The following is a 22,521-nucleotide window of genomic DNA, read 5'->3' as shown; positions in this document are numbered from 1 at the left end:
GCAAAAAGGGTGTTTGTGCCTGAAAAGATGAACATTCTGCGTAGCGCGATTTACGCAACAGGAATAGACTGAAGCCGAGACTCTACCAAAGATGCTAAAGGTTTTTTATGACACAACAGCCACAAGCCAAATACCGTCACGACTATCGTGCGCCGGATTACCAGATTACTGATATTGACTTGACCTTTGACCTGGATGCTGAAAAAACCGTGGTCACCGCCGTGAGCCAGGCTGTCCGTCATGGAGCGTCCGATGCGCCCCTGCGCCTGAATGGCGAAGATCTGACCCTGGTGTCGATCCACGTGAACGACGAGCCGTGGGCAGAGTATAAAGAAGAAGAGGGCGCTCTGGTCATCAGTCAACTGCCGGAACGTTTTACGCTGCGTATCGTGAATGAAATTAGCCCGGCGGCCAATACCGCGCTGGAAGGACTGTACAAGTCCGGCGACGCGCTGTGCACCCAGTGTGAAGCGGAAGGGTTCCGCCATATTACCTGGTATCTCGACAGGCCGGATGTCCTGGCGCGTTTTACCACCAAAATTATCGCCGATAAAACCCAATATCCGTTCCTGCTCTCCAATGGTAACCGCGTGGCGCAGGGGGAACTGGAAAATGGTCGTCACTGGGTACAGTGGCAGGATCCGTTCCCGAAACCGTGTTATCTGTTTGCGCTGGTAGCCGGTGATTTCGACGTCCTGCGCGACACCTTTACCACCCGTTCCGGGCGTGAAGTGGCGCTGGAACTGTACGTCGATCGCGGCAACCTGGACCGCGCGCCGTGGGCGATGACCTCGCTGAAAAACTCCATGAAATGGGATGAAGAGCGCTTTGGCCTCGAATATGACCTCGACATTTATATGATTGTCGCGGTCGATTTCTTCAACATGGGGGCGATGGAGAATAAAGGTCTGAACATCTTTAACTCCAAATATGTGCTGGCACGTACCGATACCGCCACCGACAAAGACTACCTCGATATTGAGCGCGTCATCGGTCACGAATATTTCCACAACTGGACCGGCAACCGCGTGACCTGTCGCGACTGGTTCCAGTTGAGCCTGAAAGAGGGGCTAACCGTGTTTCGCGATCAGGAGTTCAGTTCCGATCTCGGCTCACGCGCGGTAAACCGGATCAGCAATGTGCGCACCATGCGCGGCCTGCAGTTTGCAGAAGATGCCAGCCCAATGGCGCATCCTATCCGTCCGGATATGGTTATTGAAATGAACAACTTCTATACCCTGACCGTGTACGAAAAGGGCGCTGAAGTTATTCGTATGATCCACACCCTGCTCGGTGAGGCTAACTTCCAGAAAGGGATGCAGTTGTACTTTGAGCGTCATGACGGCAGCGCTGCAACCTGTGATGATTTCGTGCAGGCGATGGAAGATGCGTCCAACGTCGATCTATCGCATTTCCGCCGCTGGTACAGTCAGTCCGGTACGCCGATTCTGACCGTGCGTGATGACTACAATCCATCCACTGAGCAGTACACGCTGACTATCAGCCAGCGCACGCCGGCCACGCCGGATCAGGCCGAAAAACAGCCGCTGCATATTCCTTTCGCCCTCGAGTTGTATGACAACGAAGGGAAAGTGATCCCGCTGCAAAAAGGCGGGCACCCGGTGAATTCCGTACTCAATGTCACCCAGGCTGAGCAGACGTTTGTCTTTGATAATGTCTACTTCCAGCCGGTTCCGGCACTGCTGTGCGAATTCTCCGCACCGGTAAAACTGGAATACAAATGGAGCGATCAGCAGCTGACTTTCCTGATGCGTCATGCGCGTAACGATTTCTCTCGTTGGGATGCGGCGCAAAGCTTGCTGGCGACCTATATTAAGCTCAACGTAGCCCGCCATCAGCAGGGACAGCCGCTGTCGCTGCCGGTACACGTGGCCGATGCATTCCGGGCGATTTTGCTGGATGAGAAAATCGATCCGGCACTGGCGGCAGAGATTCTGACGCTGCCTTCGGTGAATGAAATTGCTGAACTGTTCGACATCATCGATCCGGTGGCGATAACGGAAGTACGTGAAGCGTTAACTCGCACGCTGGCGGCCGAACTGGCGGATGAATTCCTCGCCATTTATAACGCTAACCATCTTGATGAGTACCGCGTTGAACATGCCGATATTGGCAAGCGTACGCTACGTAATGCCTGCCTGCGTTTCCTGGCCTTTGGCGAAACCCATCTGGCCGACACGCTGGTCAGCAAGCAGTACCGTGAAGCAAACAATATGACCGATGCGCTGGCGGCGCTGTCCGCGGCAGTCGCGGCGCAACTGCCTTGCCGCGACACGCTAATGCAGGAGTATGACGATAAGTGGCATCATGACGGTCTGGTGATGGACAAATGGTTTATCCTGCAATCCACCAGCCCGGCGAGAAACGTGCTGGAAACGGTACGTGGCTTACTGAAGCACCGTTCCTTCAGTATGAGTAACCCGAACCGAATCCGATCTCTGATTGGCGCCTTTGCGGGCAGCAACCCGGCGGCATTCCATGCGGAAGATGGCAGCGGCTATCAGTTCCTGGTCGACATGCTGACTGAACTCAATAGCCGTAACCCTCAGGTGGCGTCACGTCTGATTGAGCCGCTGATTCGCTTAAAACGGTATGATGCAAAACGTCAGACGCAGATGCGCGCGGCGCTGGAGCAGCTGAAAGGTCTGGAGAATCTCTCCGGCGATCTGTTCGAGAAGGTAACCAAAGCGTTAGCCTGAAACGTTGACCTGTCGTTTTGTAAGCCGGATTAGGCGGTAACGCCGCTATCCGGCAAAAGGCCCGGTGGCGCTTGCGCTTACTGGGCCTGATTTTTCTGAATGCTTATCCATGCCGGCGGATCGGCTGTTCCATTTCGCTACGCTGCATTACCCGGTTCAACACTTCTGCTTCCAGCTCTGCCAGACGCACCGAACCAATCCGGCGTGGTCGCGCAATATCCACCGTTAAATCCAGTCCGATTTTTCCATCTTCAATAAGCAACACGCGATCGGCCATTGCCACCGCTTCACTGACGTCATGGGTGACCAGCAGTACGGTAAAGCCGTGCTCTTGCCATAAAGAGACAATCAGCTCCTGCATTTCAAGGCGGGTTAAGGCATCCAGCGCACCGAGGGGTTCATCCAGCAGCAGCAGACCGGGACGATGAATTAATGCCCGCGCCAGGGCCACGCGCTGTTTTTGTCCACCGGACAGGGCGGCAGGCCATTCCTGAGCACGATTCTCCAGCCCAACTGCGGCCAGCGCGTCCCGGGCCGCATCGCGCCAGTGACCTTTCAGACCCAGACCCACATTATCGATAACCGTCTTCCAGGGCAGCAGACGCGCATCCTGAAACATCATTCGCGTATCCTCCTGAATTTCTGCCAGCGGGGTGGTTCCGGCAAGTAATGCACCTGAGGTGGGAGACTCCAGCCCAGCCAGCAGACGCAGCAACGTGCTTTTTCCTCCCCCGCTGCGGCCAACCACGGCAACAAACTGTCCGGCCTGAATGTGTAAATCTAACTGATTGAGCACCGTATTGGCGGCGTATTGTTTCGTCACGGCACTTAGTAAAAGCGGCGTGCCTTGGTTTAGGCGAGCGGTATTCATACGGTAGCCTCCTTCACATGGTAAGCCGGGTTCCAGCGCAGCCAGATCCGCTCTAGCCATTGGGCGCTGACGTCGGCAAGTTTGCCGAGCAGGGCGTAGAGAATAATGGCCACCACGACCACATCGGTTTGCAGAAATTCGCGGGCGTTCATTGCCAGGTAACCAATGCCGGCATTGGCTGAAATGGTTTCCGCGACAATAAGCGTTAACCACATCAGCCCGAGAGCAAAACGCACGCCAACCATAATCGAGGGCAGGGCGCCGGGGAGGATCACATGAATAAATAGTGAAAAACCAGACAGCCCATAGCTGCGAGCCATCTCTACCAGACCGCGATCGATATTGCGGATCCCATGCCAGGTGTTGATGTAAATCGGAAAAAGCGTGCCCAGCGCGACGAGAAAGATCTTGGCGGATTCATCAATGCCGAACCACAAAATCACCAGTGGGATCAGCGCCAGATGCGGCACGTTACGCAGCATCTGCACCGAAGTATCCAGCAGGCGTTCTCCCCACCGCGAAAGACCGCTAATCAGTCCCAGCGTCAGGCCAATCGATCCGCCGATGGAGAAGCCTACCAGCGCGCGCCAGGAGCTGATCGCCAGATGCTGCCAAAGCTCGCCGCTGGCGGAAAGCGTCCAGAAGGCTTCGACAACGCCCTCCGGAGAGGGCAGGATGCGGGTGGACAACCAGCCCAATGATGATGCGAGCTGCCAGAGCGCGACCAACCCAACCGGTAAAAACCAGGGCGCGAGGCGCAGTAACCACCTGTTTTTCGGCGTTGCCATCAGCAGGCTCCTTAGCTTTGCGCGATTTTGCGTGGGATAAATTCGTTTGCTACCGCTTCGCCTTGTTGATGCTGGCGCTGCGGCTGCGGAATTTCTGGTATAGCGACATCCAGATGTGGGAACAGCAGCTCGCCAACCTTGTATGCCTCTTCCAGATGTGGATACCCGGACAAGACAAAACTGTCGATTCCCAGTGCGGCATACTCGTTGATACGCGCCGCGACCGTCGGACCATCTCCGACCAGCGCGGTACCCGCGCCACCGCGCACCAGTCCTACTCCTGCCCACAAGTTCGGGCTGATTTCCAGTTTGTCGCGTTTACCGTTGTGCAGTGCAGCCATTCGCTGCTGACCAACCGAATCCGTTCTTGAGAAGGCGGCCTGGGCTTTGGCAATGGTGTCGTCATCCAGATGGGCTATCAGACGATCCGCTGCCTGCCACGCCTCTTGCGTTGTCTCTCGGACGATCACATGCAGACGAATACCAAAGCGGATCTTGCGCCCGAGCGCCGCCGCTTTGGCCCGCACCTGTTCAATCTTCTCTTTCACCTGTTCAGGCGGCTCGCCCCAGGTCAGATAGAGATCAACCTGCTCGGCAGCAAGATCTTGTGCAACATCAGACGAACCGCCGAAATAAAGCGGTAGCCGGGGTTGTTGTACAGGAGGGAAAAACAGTTTCGCGCCGCGGACATGAATGTGTTTGCCGTTGAAATCCACGGTTTCACCTTGCAGCAAACGCCGCCAGACCTGAGTGAATTCAGCAGAGGCTTCATAGCGCTCGGTGTGATCAAGGAACACGCCGTCACCCGCTAGCTCTTGTGGATCGCTGCCGGTTACCAGGTTGAACAACGCCCGGCCGTTAGAGAGTCTGTCGAGCGTCGCGGCCTGGCGGGCGGCGACCGTCGGCGAGGTTACGCTTGGACGTAGCGCGACCAGAAACTTTAATCGCTGGGTGACCGGGATCATCGACGCGGCGACCAGCCAGGCATCTTCACAGGAGCGACCGGTTGGGATCAGAACGCCAGTAAATCCCAGGCGATCGGCTGTTTGCGCAATTTGTTGCAAATAACCGTGATCGACCGGGCGCGAACCTTCTTCCGTCCCCAGATAATGACCGTCACCGTGGGTGGGTAAAAACCAGAACATGTTCAGACTCATAATTTTTCTCCTGCCTGCTGAGTGGGTTGCCAGATACGCTGGCGAATATCGATTTTTTTCGGCACCAGACGGTTGTCATAAAACAGATCGGCGGTTTGTTGTTGTAGGGCGGCAACAGAGGCGCTGACGGGCATAATGGTGGTTGGCGGACGGTGATCCAGATAAGACGCAATTACCGGCTCGGGCAGGCCCATGGTTTTAGCCAGCAGAGTAATGCTTTGCTGGCGTTGGCTGAGAGTTAACGCATCCGCCTGGCTAAAGGTATCCAGTACGCCAAGAACAAAAGCGCTATTTTTTTCGGCATAAGGACGTGCAGCGAGATAAAACGAACCGGTCTGCTTGAGGTCTGAGCCGTCTTTCAGCACGCGCACATCACCTTGCAGTAATGCGGCCGAATAGTAGGGATCCCAGATAGCCCACGCATCGACGTTTCCTTGCTGGAAGGCCGCTCGCGCATCGGCGGGGGTCAGATAAGTCGGTTGAATATCGGTAAATTTCAACCCTGCCTGTTGCAGCGCCCGGAGCAGTAAATTGTGGGCGCTGGAACCTTTCTGGAAGGCGACTTTATGCCCTTTGAGCTGCGCAACGCTCTGGATCGGGCTATTTTTCGGCACCAGAATCACTTCGGCTTTCGGTTTGGGTGGTTCGACGCCCACATAAACCAGATCGGCTCCGGCGGCCTGGGCGAAAATTGGCGGAATGTCACCGGTACTGCCGAGATCGATACTGCCGATATTGAGTGCTTCCAACATTTGCGGTCCAGCCGGGAACTCAATCCACGAGATTTTGGTCTGTGGGTAGCGTTTCTCCAGTAGCTGATGACTTTTTGCCAGCACCATACTGACGCTTCCTTTCTGGTAGCCAATGCGCAGAGCATCCGGAGCCGATTCTGCGGCATGCACCAAGGATGACAGTGACAGCAGCCCGGTAAATGCCAGCCATGAGGTGTGACGCTTGAGCAGATTAAGCATGGGCGGCACCTCGCAGGGCGTTCAGTTGCGGGAGTTGGAGATCGCGACGATGCAACGCCAGCCAGAAAGTGTCGAGCGCACTGTCCAGGCGCTGCTGCAGGTTGGGCGTAAACTGCGGTTTATGCTGATAATCGATGACCTGTGAATCATCGGCAAACACGCCGTGCAGGATCTCCTGAGCCTTTAACGCGCTCAGCACCGGTTTCAGCGCGTAATCGACGGCCAGTAAATGCGCCACACTGCCGCCAGTCGCCAGCGGCAAAACCACTTTTCCTTCCAGCGCCCGCTCGGGGAGCAGATCGAGCAGCGTTTTCAGTGCGCCAGAGTAAGCGGCTTTGTAGACCGGCGTTGCGACAATCAGCCCGTCAGCATCCTGCAGTTGTTCGATAAATGTTTTCAGCGCCGGACTGTCAAAACGGGCATAGATCAGGTCTTCCGGGGCAAAGTTGTGCAGGTTCCAGTGAAAGACTTCGACATCCTGGCCGTTCAATTTTTCTCGGGCATATTCCAGCAACGCGCTGGAGCGAGAGGGAAAGCGTGGGCTTCCCGCCAGAGTGATGACGCGCATAATTTTATTCTCCCCTTATAACCAATTGTTTGCTTTTGATTAACATTGATAACAATTTGTGCAGTCTGGCAGAGAGACTTTGTTTATCGAAATGATTTATACGGGATAGAAAAGTTGAAAAATGAATAAAAAGGAGGAAGCAGGAAAACGATTGCTATTTATTGCCGCAGGTCAATTCCCTTTTTGCTCGCGATCGCACATAATACGCCCCCGGTTTGCACACCGGGAATCCAGGAGAGTTCATGTACTACCCCTTCGTTCGTAAAGCCCTTTTCCAGCTCGATCCAGAGCGCGCTCATGAATTGACATTCCAGCAATTACGTCGCATTACCGGCACGCCGCTCGAAGCGCTTGTCCGCCAGAAAGTACCCGCAAAACCGGTTACCTGTATGGGGCTGACGTTTAAAAATCCACTCGGGCTTGCTGCCGGACTGGATAAAGACGGGGAGTGCATTGATGCGCTCGGCGCGATGGGATTTGGTTCCATTGAGATTGGTACCGTGACGCCGCGTCCTCAGCCGGGTAATGATAAACCACGTCTGTTTCGTCTGGTCGATGCAGAAGGTTTGATCAACCGCATGGGGTTTAATAACCTGGGGGTTGATAACCTGGTTGAGAACGTCAAAAAATCGCATTTTGACGGTATTCTGGGGATTAATATTGGTAAGAATAAAGATACTCCGGTAGAGAACGGCAAAGATGACTATCTGATTTGTATGGAAAAAGTCTATGCTTATGCTGGTTATATCGCGATTAATATCTCTTCACCGAATACGCCGGGATTACGTACGCTGCAATATGGTGAGGCGCTGGATGATCTTCTGACGGCAATTAAAAATAAGCAAAATGATCTGCAAGCGATCCACCATAAATATGTTCCAGTGGCGGTTAAGATCGCACCGGATCTTTCTGTGGAAGAACTGGTCCAGGTTGCTGACAGTTTAGTTCGTCATAATATTGATGGCGTAATTGCGACTAACACCACTCTCGATCGTTCTCTCGTTCAGGGAATGAAAAATTGCGATCAAATGGGCGGCCTCAGCGGTCGACCGTTACAATTAAAAAGTACAGAAATTATTCGCCAGTTGTCTCAGGAATTAAAAGGTCAGCTGCCGATTATTGGGGTTGGTGGTATCGACTCAGTAATCGCCGCGCGTGAGAAAATAGCTGCCGGTGCTTCTCTGGTACAGATTTATTCGGGCTTTATTTTTAAAGGCCCACCGTTGATTAAAGAAATCGTCACCAATATCTGAATGCTACCTTAATCACAATCCAGGGCTTTATTTCTGGCCCTGGTTGTTTTATATTCCTTTACTGTTGCTTATTTAAACATTCTGAGCTTTTATTATTAAGGCAATAAACGAAGCGGCAAAAGGATACTGTCGTAATGGTGATGATTAAGGAAAGGAGAGAAACTGATGCGAATTAAACCCGACGATAACTGGCGCTGGTATTATGATGAAGAGCACGATCGTATGATGCTCGATTTAGCCAATGGCATGTTATTCCGTTCGCGTTTTGCTCGTAAAATGCTCACTCCGGATGCATTTTCTCCGTCGGGTTTTTGTGTTGATGACGCCGCGCTTTATTTTTCCTTTGAAGAAAAATGTCGCTACCTGGATTTAGCCAAAGAGCAAAAGGCGGAACTGGTGCTTAATGCGCTGGTAGCGATTCGTTACCTTAAACCGCAAATGCCAAAAAGCTGGCACTTTGTCGCACACGGTATTAACTGGTCGCCAGTTGTGGGGGATGCTGCTTGTGTGGATTTAAGCGATACGGATGAACAGGTAAACCTGTTAGTGGTTGAACCGGGTGAAAATGCCGCGCTTTGTCTGCTTGCACAACCTGGTGTGGTTATTGCCGGGCGCACAATGCAGCTTGGCGACGCGATTAAAATAATGAATGACAGACTGAAACCGCAGGTTATTGCCGACAGTTTCAGCCTTGAGCAGGCGGTTTAACTCTCCAGCCTGATTGTCGTTTTGGGAACGCAACTGCAGCACAGAATCGTCCCGTCATCCCCAATCGCTGATTTTTTCAGCGGACTAACTTCGCCTTCCAACAGTCGAATTCGACAGCATCCGCAAATTCCTGCCCGGCATGAATAGGGCACCCTGATACCCTGGTTTTCCAGCTGTTCAAGCAATACCTGCTGATTATTTCCGCGAAAGGTCTGGCCCTGCCAGTCAATAAGTACCGTGGCATCGGGTTGTTGTTCCTGTGCGGTATCGTCTGGCTCCGCCGCACCGTAAGCTCTGGCGGGACCGGTTGCCAAAATCTCTACCTCATCGCCGACGCGAATAACGCCACTGTTGCGTGCGATAAGATTCTGGCCGAAATCGACGTCGCCGTTATCCACCGCTGTTCGGAAGGTTTGCAGCGTGGCGAGCGGCTCGCCAGACGGATGTTTCTGGCCTTTTTCTGGGCTAACGGTAGTGAAAATGCAGCGGCTACAGGGTTTTGCCACATCAAAAATGACGTCGCCAATGCGAATCACTTTCCAGGTGTCTTCTGCCCAGGCGTCAGCCCCCGAAACTACCAGATTGGGGCGAAACTGTTCCATTTTGACGCTTGCCGGACAGCGCTGTTGCACATCGCGCAGAGATGCTTCGTTGGCCAGCAGGTAGGGATAACCATCGGCGAAGGACAAAGGAACATCAGCGTGGCGCTTCACCCGGCGTGTCAGTTGCGGACCCACCCAGCGCAACTGCACGTCACGGGAGAAAAAGCCGCTCAGCCACAGGTTGATAGCCGCTGGCGCAATACGCGCGGTAAAATGGTTTCCCCACACTTCTGTCGGCGCATCCTGGGTGGCGAAGTCTGCGAATCGCACGAGCGCGCTGCTGCCGTCTGGAGCCGTGAGATGAAGTCCATCGTGGAAAGGGGAAGGGGTAAAGCGGACCATTTGCGGGAACTGTCGGGCGGTAATGAACGTCCCGTCGGGTTCGGTAATCATAAATATACGATCCAGGGCGAGACCGCTCACGTCTGCCAGGGCGTGCGTGAGTCCAATTCCACGCATTGATTTAACCGGATGAATAAAAAGTCGGGTCAACGTTACCACTGCACAGCCCCTTGAACGAAAATAAGCCTTCAACTTTATGACATACAGCCCATATTAGCTATAATGCGCAGCAATTTTCTAGGAGTAAAAGTGACATTATGAATTCTCTGTTTGCCAGTACGGCCCGCGGGCTGGAAGAGCTGTTAAAAACTGAACTGGAAAACCTCGGCGCGCTGGAGTGTCAGGTCGTTCAGGGTGGGGTCCATTTTAAGGGCGACACGCGGCTTGTTTACCAGAGCCTGATGTGGAGCCGCCTGGCCTCGCGCATTATCCTGCCGATGGGAGAGTGCAAGGTCTACAGCGATCTTGATCTGTACCTCGGCGTTCAGGCAATCGACTGGACAGAGATATTTAATCCTGGTGCTACGTTTGCCGTCCATTTTAGCGGCCTGAACGAGACCATTCGTAACAGCCAGTACGGCGCGCTGAAGGTCAAGGATGCGATTGTCGATGCCTTTACCCGCAAAAATCTGCCGCGTCCGAATGTGGATCGTGAATCTCCGGATCTGCGAATCAATGTCTGGTTGAACAAAGATACCGCCAGCATTGCGCTCGATCTGAGCGGTGACGGTTTGCATCAGCGCGGTTATCGCGATCGTGCGGGCCAGGCGCCGATTAAAGAGACGCTGGCCGCCGCTATTGTTATGCGTTCTGGCTGGCAGCCGGGCACACCGTTACTCGATCCGATGTGCGGCTCCGGCACGCTGCTGATTGAAGCGGCGATGTGGGCAACCGATCGCGCGCCGGGCCTGCACCGCGGGTACTGGGGCTTTAGCGGTTGGGCACAGCACGATGAAGCCGTCTGGCAAGAGGTTAAAGCCGAAGCTCAGGTGCGTGCGCGTAAGGGGCTTGCTGACTATACTTCGCACTTCTATGGCTCCGACAGCGATGCGCGCGTGATTGAAAAAGCGCGTAGTAACGCCCGCCGTGCAGGTATTGCCGATCTGATGACATTTGACGTTAAAGATGTCGCCAAACTGAGTAATCCACTGCCGAAGGGACCGTATGGTACGGTGATCAGTAACCCGCCCTACGGCGAACGTCTGGATAGCGAACCGGCGCTGATTGCCCTGCATAGCTTGCTGGGCCGTACGATGAAAAACCAGTTTGGCGGCTGGAATTTGTCGCTGTTCAGCGCATCTCCGGATTTGCTCAGCAGCCTGCAATTGCGTGCTGACAAGCAGTTCAAAGCTAAAAACGGTCCGCTGGATTGCGTACAGAAAAACTATCACGTTGCAGAGACCACTGCGGACAGCAAGCCAGCCACGGTCGCGGAAGATTATGCCAACCGCCTGCGCAAGAATATCAAGAAGCTGGAAAAATGGGCGCGTCAGGAAGGAATTGAATGCTATCGCCTGTATGATGCTGACCTGCCGGAATACAACGTTGCAGTGGACCGTTACGGTGAGTGGGTCGTGGTTCAGGAATACGCTCCGCCGAAGACGGTCGATGCGCAAAAAGCACGTCAACGTCTGTTCGATATCATTGCCGCAACGCTGTCGGTCCTGGAAATCGCGCCAAATAAACTGGTGCTGAAAACCCGTGAGCGCCAGAAAGGGAAGAACCAGTATCAGAAGATGAATGAGAAGGGTGAATTCATTGAGGTAAGCGAGTACAACGCGCGCCTGTGGGTCAACCTGACAGACTATCTTGATACCGGTTTGTTCCTCGATCACCGTATTGCGCGCCGCATGCTGGGCCAGATGAGTAAAGGTAAGGATTTCCTTAACCTGTTCTCCTACACCGGCAGTGCCAGCGTTCATGCCGGACTGGGCGGTGCGCGTAGCACCACGACGGTTGATATGTCGCGTACCTACCTGGAGTGGGCTGAGCGTAACCTGCGCCTGAACGGCCTGAGTGGTCGCGCTCACCGTTTAATTCAAGCCGATTGCCTGGGCTGGCTGCGCGATGCCAATGAACAGTTTGATCTGATTTTCATCGATCCGCCGACGTTCTCTAACTCAAAACGTATGGAAGACTCGTTTGATGTACAGCGCGATCATCTGGCGCTGATGAAAGATCTGAAACGTCTGCTGCGTAAAGACGGCACGATCATGTTCTCCAACAACAAGCGTGGGTTCCGTATGGATCTCGACGGTCTGGCTGAACTGGGATTAAAAGCACAAGAAATCACCCAAAAAACGCTTTCCCAGGATTTTGCCCGTAACCGTCAGATCCACAATTGCTGGCTGATTACCGCAGCCTGAAAGGATAAATAAATGTCATTGATCAGTATGCATGGTGCATGGCTGTCGTTCAGCGATGCGCCGCTTCTTGATAATGCAGAACTGCATATCGAAGATAACGAACGCGTCTGTCTGGTTGGCCGTAATGGCGCAGGTAAGTCGACGCTGATGAAGATCCTCAACCGTGAACAGGGTCTTGACGACGGGCGTATTATTTATGAGCAGGACCTGGTTGTGGCGCGTCTGCAGCAGGATCCGCCGCGTAATGTTGTGGGCAGCGTCTATGACTTCGTTGCCGAAGGTATTGAGGAACAGGCTGAATATCTGAAGCGTTATCACGATATTTCGCGCCTGGTGATGACCGATCCCAGCGACAGAAACCTGAATGAAATGGCGCGGGTTCAGGAAATGCTCGATCACCATAATCTGTGGCAGCTCGAAAGCCGCATTAATGAAGTGCTGGCGCAACTGGGACTGGATCCTAACGCCGCGCTTTCTTCGCTTTCGGGCGGCTGGCTGCGTAAGGCGGCGCTGGGCCGCGCGTTAGTGAGCAACCCGCGCGTACTGCTGCTGGATGAACCAACTAACCACCTGGATATTGAAACTATCGACTGGCTGGAAGGGTTCCTGAAATCCTTCAATGGGACAATTATTTTCATTTCCCACGACCGTTCATTTATTCGCAATATGGCGACGCGTATTGTCGATCTCGACCGCGGCAAGCTGGTGACCTATCCGGGGAACTACGATCAGTATCTGCTGGATAAAGAAGAAGCGCTGCGGGTGGAAGATCTCCAAAATGCGGAATTTGATCGCAAGCTGGCGCAGGAAGAAGTGTGGATCCGTCAGGGCATCAAAGCGCGTCGTACCCGTAATGAAGGCCGCGTGCGGGCGCTGAAAGCCATGCGTCGCGAGCGTGGCGAACGTCGCGAAGTGATGGGCACGGCGAAGATGCAGGTCGAAGAGGCGAGCCGTTCTGGCAAGATTGTCTTCGAAATGGAGAATGTTGATTACCAGGTTGATGGAAAGCAACTGGTAAAAGATTTCTCCGCGCAGGTGCAACGTAGCGACAAGATTGCGCTAATTGGACCTAACGGCTGCGGTAAAACAACGCTGCTGAAGCTAATGTTAGGTCAGCTTCAGGCTGATAGCGGACGCATTCACGTCGGCACGAAGCTGGAAGTGGCGTATTTCGATCAGCACCGCGCCGAACTGGATCCGGATAAAACCGTGATGGACAACCTTGCTGAGGGTAAGCAAGAGGTGCTGGTTAACGGTAAACCTCGCCATGTGCTGGGCTACCTCCAGGATTTCCTGTTCCATCCGAAACGGGCGATGACGCCAGTACGTGCGCTCTCTGGTGGGGAACGCAATCGCCTACTGCTGGCGCGTCTTTTTCTCAAACCCAGTAATCTTTTGATTCTCGATGAACCAACGAACGATCTGGACGTCGAAACGCTGGAACTGCTTGAAGAGCTGATTGATAGCTACCAGGGCACCGTGCTGCTGGTGAGCCACGACCGTCAGTTTGTGGATAATACCGTAACCGAATGCTGGATCTTCGAAGGCGGCGGTAAAATTGGTCGTTATGTCGGCGGTTATCATGATGCCCGCAGCCAGCAATCGCAGTATGTGGCGTTTAAACAGCCAGTTGCGAAAAAAACAGAGGAAACCGTTGCTCCTAAAGCAGAAATTGTCAAACGCAGCACGAGCAAACTAAGCTATAAACTGCAGCGCGAACTGGAGCTGCTCCCCGCGCTGCTTGAAGAACTGGAAGCTAAACTGGAAGCATTACAAGCTCAGGTAGCTGACGCCGCTTTTTTCAGTCAGCCGCATGAGCAAACGCAACAGGTATTAGCTAATCTGAACGAAGCTGAACAAGAACTTGAGCAAGCCTTTGAGCGCTGGGAGTATCTTGAGTCTTTGAAGAACGGCGCATAATTTAAAGGAGCACATATGTGCGAACATCACCATGCCGCGAAGCATATTCTGTGCTCGCAGTGTGACATGCTGGTGGCGTTACCTCGCCTTGAGCATGGTCAGAAAGCGGCATGTCCACGATGTGGCACTACGTTAACGGTTGAGTGGGACGCGCCACGGCAGCGTCCTACCGCCTATGTGTTAGCAGCATTATTTATGCTGCTTTTGTCAAACCTCTTTCCCTTTGTGAATATGAATGTTGCGGGGGTGAGCAGCGAAGTGACGCTGCTGCAAATCCCCAGCGTTCTCTTTTCGGAAGATTACGCCAGCCTCGGTACCTTCTTTATCTTATTCGTTCAGTTGGTTCCCGCTTTTTGCTTGTTGACCATTTTGCTGTTGGTGAATCGGGTTCATATGCCTGAGCGGCTTAAAACATGGCTGGCGCGTATTTTGTTTCAGTTAAAAAGCTGGGGAATGGCAGAAATTTTCCTCGCGGGCGTGTTGGTGAGCTTTGTTAAGCTGATGGCCTACGGCGATATCGGCGTGGGCAGCAGCTTCATCCCGTGGTGCTTGTTTTGTATGCTCCAGTTGCGGGCTTTTCAGTGTGTGGATCGCCGTTGGCTGTGGGATGATATTGCCCCTATGCCAGCCATTAAGCAGGAATTAAAGCCTGGTGTGCCCGGCATCCGACAAGGGTTGCGTTCCTGTTCCTGCTGCACCGCTATTCTTCCTGCAGACGAGCTGGTATGCCCACGCTGTCAGACGAAAGGTTATGTGCGGCGTAAAAACAGTCTGCAATGGACATTGGCATTACTGTTTACGTCGATCATGCTTTATCTTCCTGCCAATATTCTGCCGATCATGATCACCGATCTGCTCGGGTCAAAGCTGCCTTCAACGATACTCGAGGGCGTGGTTTTAATCTGGAGCGAAGGCTCTTACCCGGTGGCTGCGGTTATCTTTATCGCCAGTATTATGGTGCCGACGTTGAAAATGATCGCCATTGCCTGGCTGTGTTGGGATGCCAAAGGGCACGGCAAACGCGACAGTGAACGAATGCATTTAATTTACGAGGTTGTAGAATTTGTCGGTCGCTGGTCAATGATCGACGTTTTTGTAATTGCCGTACTCTCTGCGCTGGTGCGCATGGGAGGGTTAATGAACATTTATCCTGCAATGGGTGCTTTGATGTTTGCTTTAGTCGTCATTATGACAATGTTTTCTGCGATGACATTTGATCCCCGTCTGTCGTGGGACCGTGAACCAGATCATGAGGAGTCCTGACAGCATGGAATCTAAAAGTGGGGAAGCCAAAGTGCAAAAGGTAAAAAACTGGTCGCCCGTGTGGATATTCCCTATAGTCACTGCCCTCATTGGCGCGTGGGTCCTGTTTTATCACTACAGTCATCAGGGGCCACAAGTCACGCTGATTACCACTAATGCCGAAGGTATTGAAGGGGGCAAAACGACGATTAAGAGCCGCAGCGTGGATGTCGGCATCGTCGAGAGCGCAACCCTGACTGATGATTTGACCCATGTGGAAATTAAAGCTCGTCTTAACTCCGGAATGGAAAAGCTGCTGCATAAAGATTCTGTCTTTTGGGTGGTGAAGCCGCAGGTTGGGCGTGAAGGTATCAGTGGGCTCGGCACGCTATTGTCCGGGGCTTATATTGAACTGCAGCCTGGCAATAAAGGCAGCAAGCTGGAAAATTACCAACTGCTGGATTCACCGCCGCTGGCGCCGCCAGATGCGAAAGGGATCCGTGTGATTCTGGACAGCAAAAAAGCCGGTCAGTTGAGCCCGGGCGACCCGGTTCTGTTCCGTGGTTATCGTGTAGGTTCGGTTGAAACCAGCACATTTGATGCGCAAAAGCGTACGATTAGCTATCAGCTATTTATCAATGCGCCTAACGATCGTCTGGTGACCAGCAATGTGCGTTTCTGGAAGGACAGTGGGATCGCCGTGGATCTTACTTCGGCAGGTATGCGCGTGGAAATGGGATCTCTCTCCACGCTGTTTGGCGGTGGCGTAAGTTTTGATGTGCCAGAAGGGCTGGAACAAGGCGAACCGGTCGCACAACAGTCTGCGTTTAATCTCTATGACGACCAAAAAAGTATTCAGGATTCACTGTATACCGATCATATTGATTACCTGATGTTCTTTAAAGATTCAATTCGTGGCCTGCAGCCTGGCGCGCCACTGGAATTCCGTGGCATCCGTTTGGGTACGGTAAGCAAAGTACCTTTCTTCTCACCGAATATGCGTCAGGTCTTCAACAATGATTACCGTATTCCGGTGCTGGTACGTATCGAACCAGAACGTCTGAAGGCACAGCTGGGAGAAGATACTGATGTTGGCGCTCATCTGGCAGAATTGCTTAAACGCGGCTTACGGGCATCGCTGAAAACCGGGAACCTGGTGACTGGCGCTCTGTATGTCGATCTCGACTTCTACCCGAAAGAACCGCCGATTACCGGTGTGCGCGAATTTAACGGTTATCAAATTATTCCGACCGTGAGCGGTGGTCTGGCGCAGATCCAGCAGCGACTGATGGAAGCGCTGGATAAGATTAACAATCTGCCGTTGAACCCAATGATTGAGCAGGCGACCAATACGTTGTCGGAAAGCCAGCGTACGATGAAGCATCTGCAAACCACGCTGGACAACATGAATAAGATCACGTCCAGTCAGTCGATGCAGGATCTTCCGGCGGATATGCAGAACACGCTGCGCGAACTGAACCGTAGTATGCAGGGCTTCCAGCCGGGTTCCGCCGCCTACAACAAGATGGTGGCGGATATGCAGCGTCTTGATCAGGTGCTGCGAGAACTGCAACCGGTACTGAAAACGTTGAACGATAAGAGCAATGCGCTGGTATTTGAAGCGAAGGACAAAAAAGATCCAGAGCCGAAGAGGGCGAAACAATGAAAAAGTGGCTAGTGGCGATGATGGCGATCTGGCTGACGTCATGCAGCTCCAGCGGAGAAAATAAAAGCTATTACCAGCTTCCTATCGCGCAAGGGGGCGTACAGAGCTCAGCTAACCAGGGTAACCGTCTGCTGTGGGTTGAACAGATTGCGGTCCCGGACTATCTGGCGGGTAATGGGGTGGTTTACCAGACCAGCGATGTGCAATATGTGATAGCGAATAATAATCTCTGGGCCAGCCCCTTAGATCAGCAATTGCGCAATACCCTGGTTACGAACCTCAGTATGCAGTTACCTGGCTGGGTTGTTGCTTCGCAGCCGCTGGGAAGCACTCAGGACACGTTGAACGTTACCGTGACCGGCTTCCACGGTCGGTACGATGGTAAGGTCATCGTGAGCGGTGAATGGCTGCTGAATCACCAGGGGCAGTTGATCAAGCGTCCATTCCACATTGAAGCTGTACAGACTAAAGACGGCTACGATGAGATGGTGAAGGTTCTGGCCAACGCCTGGAGCCAGGAAGCGACGGCAATGGCTCAAGAGCTGAAACGCATCCCTTAAGCTTAAATAATTGTAAATTATGCCGCCCCTGGTTCATTGCCCGGGGCGGTTTTTTTTATTTTTTTAGCCGTGGAGATAGCTGTTCTGACAGACTATTTTTGTACAAATGATTTTGCGGGTAGCTCACAAATATGACACTGGCGTGAATTTTGCGCATTGACGAGCCTGATGTTTAGGGGTATTCGTTTTAGTGTGATTGCACACTTAGTAATCACTGTTTTCTTTTCCACCAGACCCAAAAGATGAGGGAAACGAGGCATGAAGAGACAAAAACGAGATCGCCTGGAACGGGCACATCAACGTGGATATCAGGCCGGCATTGCCGGACGCTCAAAAGAAATGTGTCCCTATCAGACGCTGAATCAGAGGTCATACTGGCTGGGAGGCTGGCGAGAAGCCATGGGGGATAGGGTTTTAATGGCCTGATTCTGTCTCTTTAGATAAAAGAAACCTCCGCAGAGCGGAGGTTTCGCCTTTTTGCCCACCAGACAAGACGAATAAACGTTAATGTCTGGCGGCTACGCTGACCTGGATTAGAACGCGGAAGTGTCCTGGAACAGACCCACTTTCAGATCGTTTGCGGTATAGATTAGACGACCATCAACCAGCACTTCACCATCAGCCAGGCCCATGATCAGGCGACGATTAACGATGCGTTTGAAGTGAATGCGGTAAGTCACTTTCTTCGCAGTCGGCAGAACCTGGCCGGTGAATTTAACTTCGCCTACGCCCAGCGCGCGGCCTTTACCTTCGCCGCCCAGCCAGCCGAGATAGAATCCAACCAGCTGCCACATGGCATCCAGACCCAGGCAGCCCGGCATCACCGGATCGCCGATAAAGTGGCATCCGAAGAACCACAGGTCCGGGTTGATATCCAGTTCAGCTTCAACATAACCTTTGTCAAAGTTGCCGCCGGTTTCGGTCATCTTGATGACACGGTCCATCATCAGCATGCTTGGTGCAGGCAGTTGTGGCCCTTTTGCGCCAAACAGCTCACCGCGACCAGAGGCAAGAAGGTCTTCTTTTGTATAGGATTCGCGTTTATCTACCATGTTCTCTGTAAGCCTTATTTTATTGAAGCACGCAGGATAGCTAACACGTGTACGCTGAACAAGTCCGATCAGTTCGGAATAATCCAGTTCAGCCAACGTAGCGGCCAGGGAAAACGGTGACGACCTTCCTGCTGCGTTGCCGTAGCAATACGCTCCTGGATAGTTTGCATCAGCGTTGTCTGGCCTTCACCATCCCACACCAGATTTAATAACAGTGGCAGCGCATCGGTCACGTCGTCCACCGCCCAGATAGTGAATTTTTCTTCTTCTACGGCCTGAAGCAGAGCGGGCTGCAGGCTCAGGTGTCTGACATTCGCTGAAGGAATGATAACGCCCTGTGTGCCTGTCAGCTCACGCTGCTGACAGATGGCGAAGAAGCCTTCAATTTTCTCGTTCAGACCACCAACAGGTTGTGCCCGACCAAACTGATCGACAGAACCGGTAATGGCGATGCTTTGATTAACAGGAACGTCGGCGAGGGCGCTAATCAATGCGCAAAGTTCTGCCATGGACGCGCTGTCGCCGTCCACTTCGCTGTAGGATTGCTCAAAGGTCAGCGAGGCAGAGAAGGGGATTTGCTGTTCAAGCTGGAGTTCCGACATCAGGAACGCCTGCATAATCATCATACCCTTCGCATGAATATTTCCGCCAAGCTCGGCTTTGCGCTCAATATCCGTAAATTCGCCGTCGCCAATATGAACCACACAGCTGATACGAGAAGGCTCACCAAACGCGCGGGGGTGACCAGGAAATTCAATCACCGACAGGGCGTTGATTTGGCCAATACGCTCGCCTTCCGTCTCGATCAGGATCTGTTCCTGCAGGATCTCATCCTGCATTCGTTCGGCGAGGAAACCTTCCCGCCATTCACGCTGGGTCAGCATCAGGCTGAACTGCTCAGCGTTGCAGGTTTCGCCCTCGCATAACGGGGCCACTTCTTTGAACTGTCGGGTGATCCACAGCGGGTTAAGCGGCAATGTATCCTGTTCGCCGGTATAACGAACGGCTTCACGGATCAGCACTTGCCAGGCATCAGGGGCCGGGTAGGGCAAATTGTTGCGCGTAGCGGTATGTGTTACCCACTGACACCACTGCGTCATGGTTTCGGCATCCACTATCTGCAGATTATCTTCAAACTCGCTATAAATAGCCTGCTCAGCCAGCTCCGGCTCCATGTCCTGGAAGTCTGCCAGTGATTCACGTTCACCGACTAATACCACTTTGAGTTTAAGCGGCATAGGTGGAACGGAGACGGGCAGCGGGCGAGACTCATCAAAAGCTACCCAGTCAAAACGCTCGTGGCTGACAATGGCTTTCAGGCGCATCCACAGCAGCGGTTGGGCCAGTAGCGTGCGCAACGAAATAACCAGCACACCACCGTTGGCCTGATGCACAAGGCCTGGCTGTAGGGTAATTTCGCCGTTGAACTGACGCAGACAGCCAAACAGTTGTTCGGCTTCAACCCAGTCAGCGCAGACTACCTGGGTTAATGTCGCAAAATTGTCTTCTGCTGTCTCAGCTGTACGATAGCGGATAGTGTGACCGGAGATATCATAATGACCTCCGGTGAGACTTCCGGCATCCGAGTGCAGAGGCCGCGCGGCCTGTGCAATAAGGTTGATGTACTCAAGCTCTTCCGGCGCTTTTACCAGCATGAACGAAGACGTCGTCCAGTGCTGAAGAAGCTGCTCCAGCGCAAATTGTAAACGTGGCTGAGTATCACTAAGTAAGGTATCGGTGTCGTCAGTGACGTGCGGCTGTGCAAATACTTCCTGATAACTATCGGTGTCAGGAACCAGATCACGCCATGCAAGTTTCGTAATGGTCAAAGTTGATGTTTTTTAGTCTGTTGTAAAAAACGAGATTATACCGTAACCATCATCACTGCACACGTGGAAAGCGCTGTGAAACGAATGCGATGACGCGCGACAGTTCACAGGCTGGATATTCTTTTCTTCAGATGCCGAAAAAGCTGATATTCTGATAAGAGTTACACGGTAACATTGAGATCGCAATGAAATATCAACAACTTGAAAACCTTGAAAGCGGCTGGAAATGGAAGTATCTGGTGAAGAAGCATCGTGAGGGGGAATTAATCACCCGTTACGTAGAGGCCAGCGCTGCCGAAGAAGCCGTTGATTTGTTGCTAACCCTCGAAAATGAACCGGTTCGGGTCAATACCTGGATTGAAGAACACATGAACTCTGCGCTGCTAAATCGTATGAAACAAACCATACGGGCGAGGCGTAAGCGGCACTTTAACGCGGAGCATCAGCATACGCGAAAGAAATCTATCGATCTGGAATTTATGGTCTGGCAGCGCTTAGCGGGGCTTGCGCAGCGGCGCGGCAAAACGCTTTCTGAAACTATTGTGCAACTGATTGAAGACGCAGAGCATAAAGAGAAGTACGCGAATAAAATGTCGACATTGAAGCAGGATTTACAGGCGCTGCTGGGAAAAGAATAACCACAGAATGGCTAAATGTGTTGTGTACAGGCGTGCTTTGATTGATAAAAAGTGAAAAAAAAACCCCGCAAAGCGGGGTTTTTTCATAAGACGATAACTTAAGCCTGAGGCTGAGTTACAACGTCTTTGATACCTTTAACTTCGATCTCAACACGACGATCCGGAGCCAGGCAGTCGATCAGTGCAGCGCGAGCTTTCACGTTGTCACAAGTGTTGCCAGTAACTGGGTTGGATTCGCCCATGCCACGTGCAGAGATTTTGTCAGAAGGAATACCTTTAGAGATCAGGTAATCAACAACGGACTGAGCACGTTTCTCGGACAGACCCTGGTTGTAAGCGTCAGAACCGATGCGGTCAGTGAAGCCCAGAACCACTACGGAACCGTCTTTCGGATCCAGGTTGCTCAGCTGGCTGTACATCTGATCCAGAGCCTGCTGGCCTTCTGGTTTCAGAGTTGCTTTGTTGAAGTTGAACAGAACGTCAGACTTCAGAGTGAAGTGTTTGGTCTGTACTTCCGGAGCCGGAGCCGGTGCAACAACTACTGGAGCTGCTTCTTCCTGCTGACCGAAACGGTAGGAAACACCAACGCTCAACAGACCGTTATCCGGACGACCGCCAACGGTGTTCGCGTCACCGATGTTGTTGGTCCACTGGTATTCCAGACGGGTAGCGATTTCAGGAGTAATTGCATACTCTACGCCACCTGCGAATACTGGGGAAACACCAGTGTCGTGGTCTTTGAAGCCTTCGTTGTTTTTAGCGTCTGCACGCCAAACCATACCACCCAGACGGGTATAAACGTCCAGATCGTCAGTGATTGGGTAACCCAGTTTAGCGGTCAGCTGAACGCCCTGAGCTTTGAAAGCGCCATTATTGTGGGTAGCATCGGTGGCGCCTTTGTACGGCATACGACCTAACCAGTCGTAACCCATTTCGAAACCAACGTACGGGTTAACCTGGTAACCACCGAATGCACCAGCACCCAGTTGGCTTTCGTGGGTAGGACCGGAGTTGTTGATCTGGTTGTTGCCAATATCATGGTACTGAGACCAGCCCAGTTTAGCACCAGTGTACCAGGTGTTATCTTTCGGAGCGGCCTGCGCCACGGTAGCGAAACCAGCCAGTGCCACTGCAATTGCGATAGCTGTCTTTTTCATTTTTTGCGCCTCGTTATCATCCAAAATTCGCCATGAATATCTCCGAAGAGAGATAACACGGTTAAATCCTTCACCCGGGGACCAGTTCAATAGTTACTCTACCGATATCTG

At 52.7% G+C, this 22,521-nt stretch carries 19 protein-coding genes; 10 read left to right on the top strand and 9 right to left on the bottom strand.

Annotated features, from left to right (window positions below; all coding sequences use genetic code 11):
- Positions 1-107 precede the first annotated feature (107 nt).
- Positions 108-2,720, top strand: coding sequence for an aminopeptidase N (pepN, locus tag HV352_RS15155; protein ID WP_016152466.1), 2,613 nt, complete (start codon positions 108-110; stop codon positions 2,718-2,720).
- Positions 2,721-2,823: 103 nt separating this feature from the next.
- Here the strand turns inward: pepN and ssuB are convergent, their stop codons facing one another.
- The 5 genes from ssuB to ssuE are packed head-to-tail and all read right to left on the bottom strand — an operon-like array spanning position 2,824 to position 7,075.
- Complete coding sequence (gene ssuB / locus HV352_RS15150; protein WP_049042117.1) at positions 2,824-3,591, bottom strand: aliphatic sulfonates ABC transporter ATP-binding protein; 768 nt, start codon at positions 3,589-3,591, stop codon at positions 2,824-2,826.
- Positions 3,588-4,379, bottom strand: coding sequence for an aliphatic sulfonate ABC transporter permease SsuC (gene ssuC, locus HV352_RS15145; RefSeq protein ID WP_149381065.1), 792 nt, complete (start codon positions 4,377-4,379; stop codon positions 3,588-3,590). Before ssuC ends, ssuB begins: the two co-directional genes overlap by 4 nt.
- Before the next feature lie 11 nt (positions 4,380-4,390).
- Positions 4,391-5,536: an FMNH2-dependent alkanesulfonate monooxygenase gene (ssuD, locus tag HV352_RS15140; protein ID WP_149381063.1), complete on the bottom strand. Its 1,146-nt coding sequence runs from the start codon at positions 5,534-5,536 to the stop codon at positions 4,391-4,393.
- Positions 5,533-6,507 carry a sulfonate ABC transporter substrate-binding protein gene (locus tag HV352_RS15135; RefSeq protein WP_181634844.1) on the bottom strand — a complete coding sequence of 325 codons (975 nt, stop codon included), beginning with the start codon at positions 6,505-6,507 and terminating at the stop codon, positions 5,533-5,535. Before HV352_RS15135 ends, ssuD begins: the two co-directional genes overlap by 4 nt.
- Positions 6,500-7,075 (bottom strand): NADPH-dependent FMN reductase, encoded by a 576-nt coding sequence (ssuE, locus tag HV352_RS15130; RefSeq protein WP_016152471.1) that lies wholly within the window; start codon positions 7,073-7,075, stop codon positions 6,500-6,502. Before ssuE ends, HV352_RS15135 begins: the two co-directional genes overlap by 8 nt.
- A 242-nt stretch (positions 7,076-7,317) precedes the next feature.
- On the opposite strand from ssuE, the gene pyrD reads away from it, so the two are divergent.
- Together pyrD and zapC are read left to right on the top strand one after the other, a co-directional pair.
- Positions 7,318-8,328, top strand: a complete 1,011-nt coding sequence (gene pyrD / locus HV352_RS15125) for a quinone-dependent dihydroorotate dehydrogenase (RefSeq protein ID WP_149381061.1) — start codon at positions 7,318-7,320, stop codon at positions 8,326-8,328.
- A 165-nt stretch (positions 8,329-8,493) separates the two neighbouring features.
- Complete coding sequence (zapC, locus tag HV352_RS15120) at positions 8,494-9,036, top strand: cell division protein ZapC (RefSeq protein WP_016152473.1); 543 nt, start codon at positions 8,494-8,496, stop codon at positions 9,034-9,036.
- Here zapC and HV352_RS15115 read toward each other — a convergent pair.
- Complete coding sequence (locus HV352_RS15115; protein WP_181634843.1) at positions 9,033-10,139, bottom strand: YcbX family protein; 1,107 nt, start codon at positions 10,137-10,139, stop codon at positions 9,033-9,035. The genes zapC and HV352_RS15115 overlap by 4 nt on opposite strands.
- A gap of 98 nt (positions 10,140-10,237) precedes the next feature.
- On the opposite strand from HV352_RS15115, the gene rlmKL reads away from it, so the two are divergent.
- From rlmKL to rmf, 6 genes are all read left to right on the top strand, one after another.
- Positions 10,238-12,346, top strand: coding sequence for a bifunctional 23S rRNA (guanine(2069)-N(7))-methyltransferase RlmK/23S rRNA (guanine(2445)-N(2))-methyltransferase RlmL (rlmKL, locus tag HV352_RS15110; protein WP_016152475.1), 2,109 nt, complete (start codon positions 10,238-10,240; stop codon positions 12,344-12,346).
- Between the two features lie 12 nt (positions 12,347-12,358).
- On the top strand, positions 12,359-14,266 hold the full coding sequence (locus tag HV352_RS15105) for an ABC transporter ATP-binding protein (RefSeq protein ID WP_151222800.1): 1,908 nt from the start codon (positions 12,359-12,361) through the stop codon (positions 14,264-14,266).
- 15 nt (positions 14,267-14,281) lie between these two features.
- Complete coding sequence (pqiA, locus tag HV352_RS15100) at positions 14,282-15,529, top strand: membrane integrity-associated transporter subunit PqiA (protein WP_181634842.1); 1,248 nt, start codon at positions 14,282-14,284, stop codon at positions 15,527-15,529.
- A gap of 4 nt (positions 15,530-15,533) precedes the next feature.
- Positions 15,534-17,174, top strand: a complete 1,641-nt coding sequence (gene pqiB / locus HV352_RS15095; RefSeq protein WP_003836843.1) for an intermembrane transport protein PqiB — start codon at positions 15,534-15,536, stop codon at positions 17,172-17,174.
- On the top strand, positions 17,171-17,734 hold the full coding sequence (gene pqiC / locus HV352_RS15090; protein WP_181634841.1) for a membrane integrity-associated transporter subunit PqiC: 564 nt from the start codon (positions 17,171-17,173) through the stop codon (positions 17,732-17,734). Before pqiB ends, pqiC begins: the two co-directional genes overlap by 4 nt.
- A 258-nt stretch (positions 17,735-17,992) precedes the next feature.
- On the top strand, positions 17,993-18,160 hold the full coding sequence (gene rmf, locus HV352_RS15085; RefSeq protein ID WP_003035871.1) for a ribosome modulation factor: 168 nt from the start codon (positions 17,993-17,995) through the stop codon (positions 18,158-18,160).
- A 107-nt stretch (positions 18,161-18,267) separates the two neighbouring features.
- Here rmf and fabA read toward each other — a convergent pair whose 3' ends face one another.
- A complete protein-coding gene (fabA, locus tag HV352_RS15080) occupies positions 18,268-18,786 on the bottom strand; it encodes a bifunctional 3-hydroxydecanoyl-ACP dehydratase/trans-2-decenoyl-ACP isomerase (protein ID WP_003035875.1) in 519 nt (172 codons plus the stop codon).
- A 68-nt stretch (positions 18,787-18,854) separates the two neighbouring features.
- Positions 18,855-20,615 carry a Lon protease family protein gene (locus HV352_RS15075; protein ID WP_016156136.1) on the bottom strand — a complete coding sequence of 587 codons (1,761 nt, stop codon included), beginning with the start codon at positions 20,613-20,615 and terminating at the stop codon, positions 18,855-18,857.
- Positions 20,616-20,800: 185 nt separating this feature from the next.
- On the opposite strand from HV352_RS15075, the gene matP reads away from it, so the two are divergent.
- Positions 20,801-21,253, top strand: coding sequence for a macrodomain Ter protein MatP (gene matP, locus HV352_RS15070; protein WP_016152480.1), 453 nt, complete (start codon positions 20,801-20,803; stop codon positions 21,251-21,253).
- Positions 21,254-21,351: 98 nt separating this feature from the next.
- On the opposite strand, the gene ompA is transcribed toward matP, so the two are convergent.
- Positions 21,352-22,410, bottom strand: coding sequence for a porin OmpA (ompA, locus tag HV352_RS15065; protein ID WP_016156137.1), 1,059 nt, complete (start codon positions 22,408-22,410; stop codon positions 21,352-21,354).
- Positions 22,411-22,521: the final 111 nt, after the last annotated feature.

It is taken from the genome of Citrobacter sp. RHBSTW-01044, from assembly GCF_013781945.1.
GTDB lineage: Bacteria > Pseudomonadota > Gammaproteobacteria > Enterobacterales > Enterobacteriaceae > Citrobacter > Citrobacter braakii.
The sequence above is the reverse complement of the archived record's forward strand: the minus strand, read 5'-3'. Positions and strand labels throughout refer to the sequence as shown.

What these genes read in the sequence shown, in the direction of transcription:
- pepN (WP_016152466.1), top strand. Translation starts at nt 108, where the DNA reads ATGACACAACAGCCACAAGCCAAATACCGTCACGACTATCGTGCGCCG.
- ssuB (WP_049042117.1), bottom strand. Translation starts at nt 3,591, where the DNA reads ATGAATACCGCTCGCCTAAACCAAGGCACGCCGCTTTTACTAAGTGCC.
- ssuC (WP_149381065.1), bottom strand. Translation starts at nt 4,379, where the DNA reads ATGGCAACGCCGAAAAACAGGTGGTTACTGCGCCTCGCGCCCTGGTTT.
- ssuD (WP_149381063.1), bottom strand. Translation starts at nt 5,536, where the DNA reads ATGAGTCTGAACATGTTCTGGTTTTTACCCACCCACGGTGACGGTCAT.
- HV352_RS15135 (WP_181634844.1), bottom strand. Translation starts at nt 6,507, where the DNA reads ATGCTTAATCTGCTCAAGCGTCACACCTCATGGCTGGCATTTACCGGG.
- ssuE (WP_016152471.1), bottom strand. Translation starts at nt 7,075, where the DNA reads ATGCGCGTCATCACTCTGGCGGGAAGCCCACGCTTTCCCTCTCGCTCC.
- pyrD (WP_149381061.1), top strand. Translation starts at nt 7,318, where the DNA reads ATGTACTACCCCTTCGTTCGTAAAGCCCTTTTCCAGCTCGATCCAGAG.
- zapC (WP_016152473.1), top strand. Translation starts at nt 8,494, where the DNA reads ATGCGAATTAAACCCGACGATAACTGGCGCTGGTATTATGATGAAGAG.
- rlmKL (WP_016152475.1), top strand. Translation starts at nt 10,238, where the DNA reads ATGAATTCTCTGTTTGCCAGTACGGCCCGCGGGCTGGAAGAGCTGTTA.
- HV352_RS15105 (WP_151222800.1), top strand. Translation starts at nt 12,359, where the DNA reads ATGTCATTGATCAGTATGCATGGTGCATGGCTGTCGTTCAGCGATGCG.
- pqiA (WP_181634842.1), top strand. Translation starts at nt 14,282, where the DNA reads ATGTGCGAACATCACCATGCCGCGAAGCATATTCTGTGCTCGCAGTGT.
- pqiB (WP_003836843.1), top strand. Translation starts at nt 15,534, where the DNA reads ATGGAATCTAAAAGTGGGGAAGCCAAAGTGCAAAAGGTAAAAAACTGG.
- pqiC (WP_181634841.1), top strand. Translation starts at nt 17,171, where the DNA reads ATGAAAAAGTGGCTAGTGGCGATGATGGCGATCTGGCTGACGTCATGC.
- rmf (WP_003035871.1), top strand. Translation starts at nt 17,993, where the DNA reads ATGAAGAGACAAAAACGAGATCGCCTGGAACGGGCACATCAACGTGGA.
- fabA (WP_003035875.1), bottom strand. Translation starts at nt 18,786, where the DNA reads ATGGTAGATAAACGCGAATCCTATACAAAAGAAGACCTTCTTGCCTCT.
- matP (WP_016152480.1), top strand. Translation starts at nt 20,801, where the DNA reads ATGAAATATCAACAACTTGAAAACCTTGAAAGCGGCTGGAAATGGAAG.
- ompA (WP_016156137.1), bottom strand. Translation starts at nt 22,410, where the DNA reads ATGAAAAAGACAGCTATCGCAATTGCAGTGGCACTGGCTGGTTTCGCT.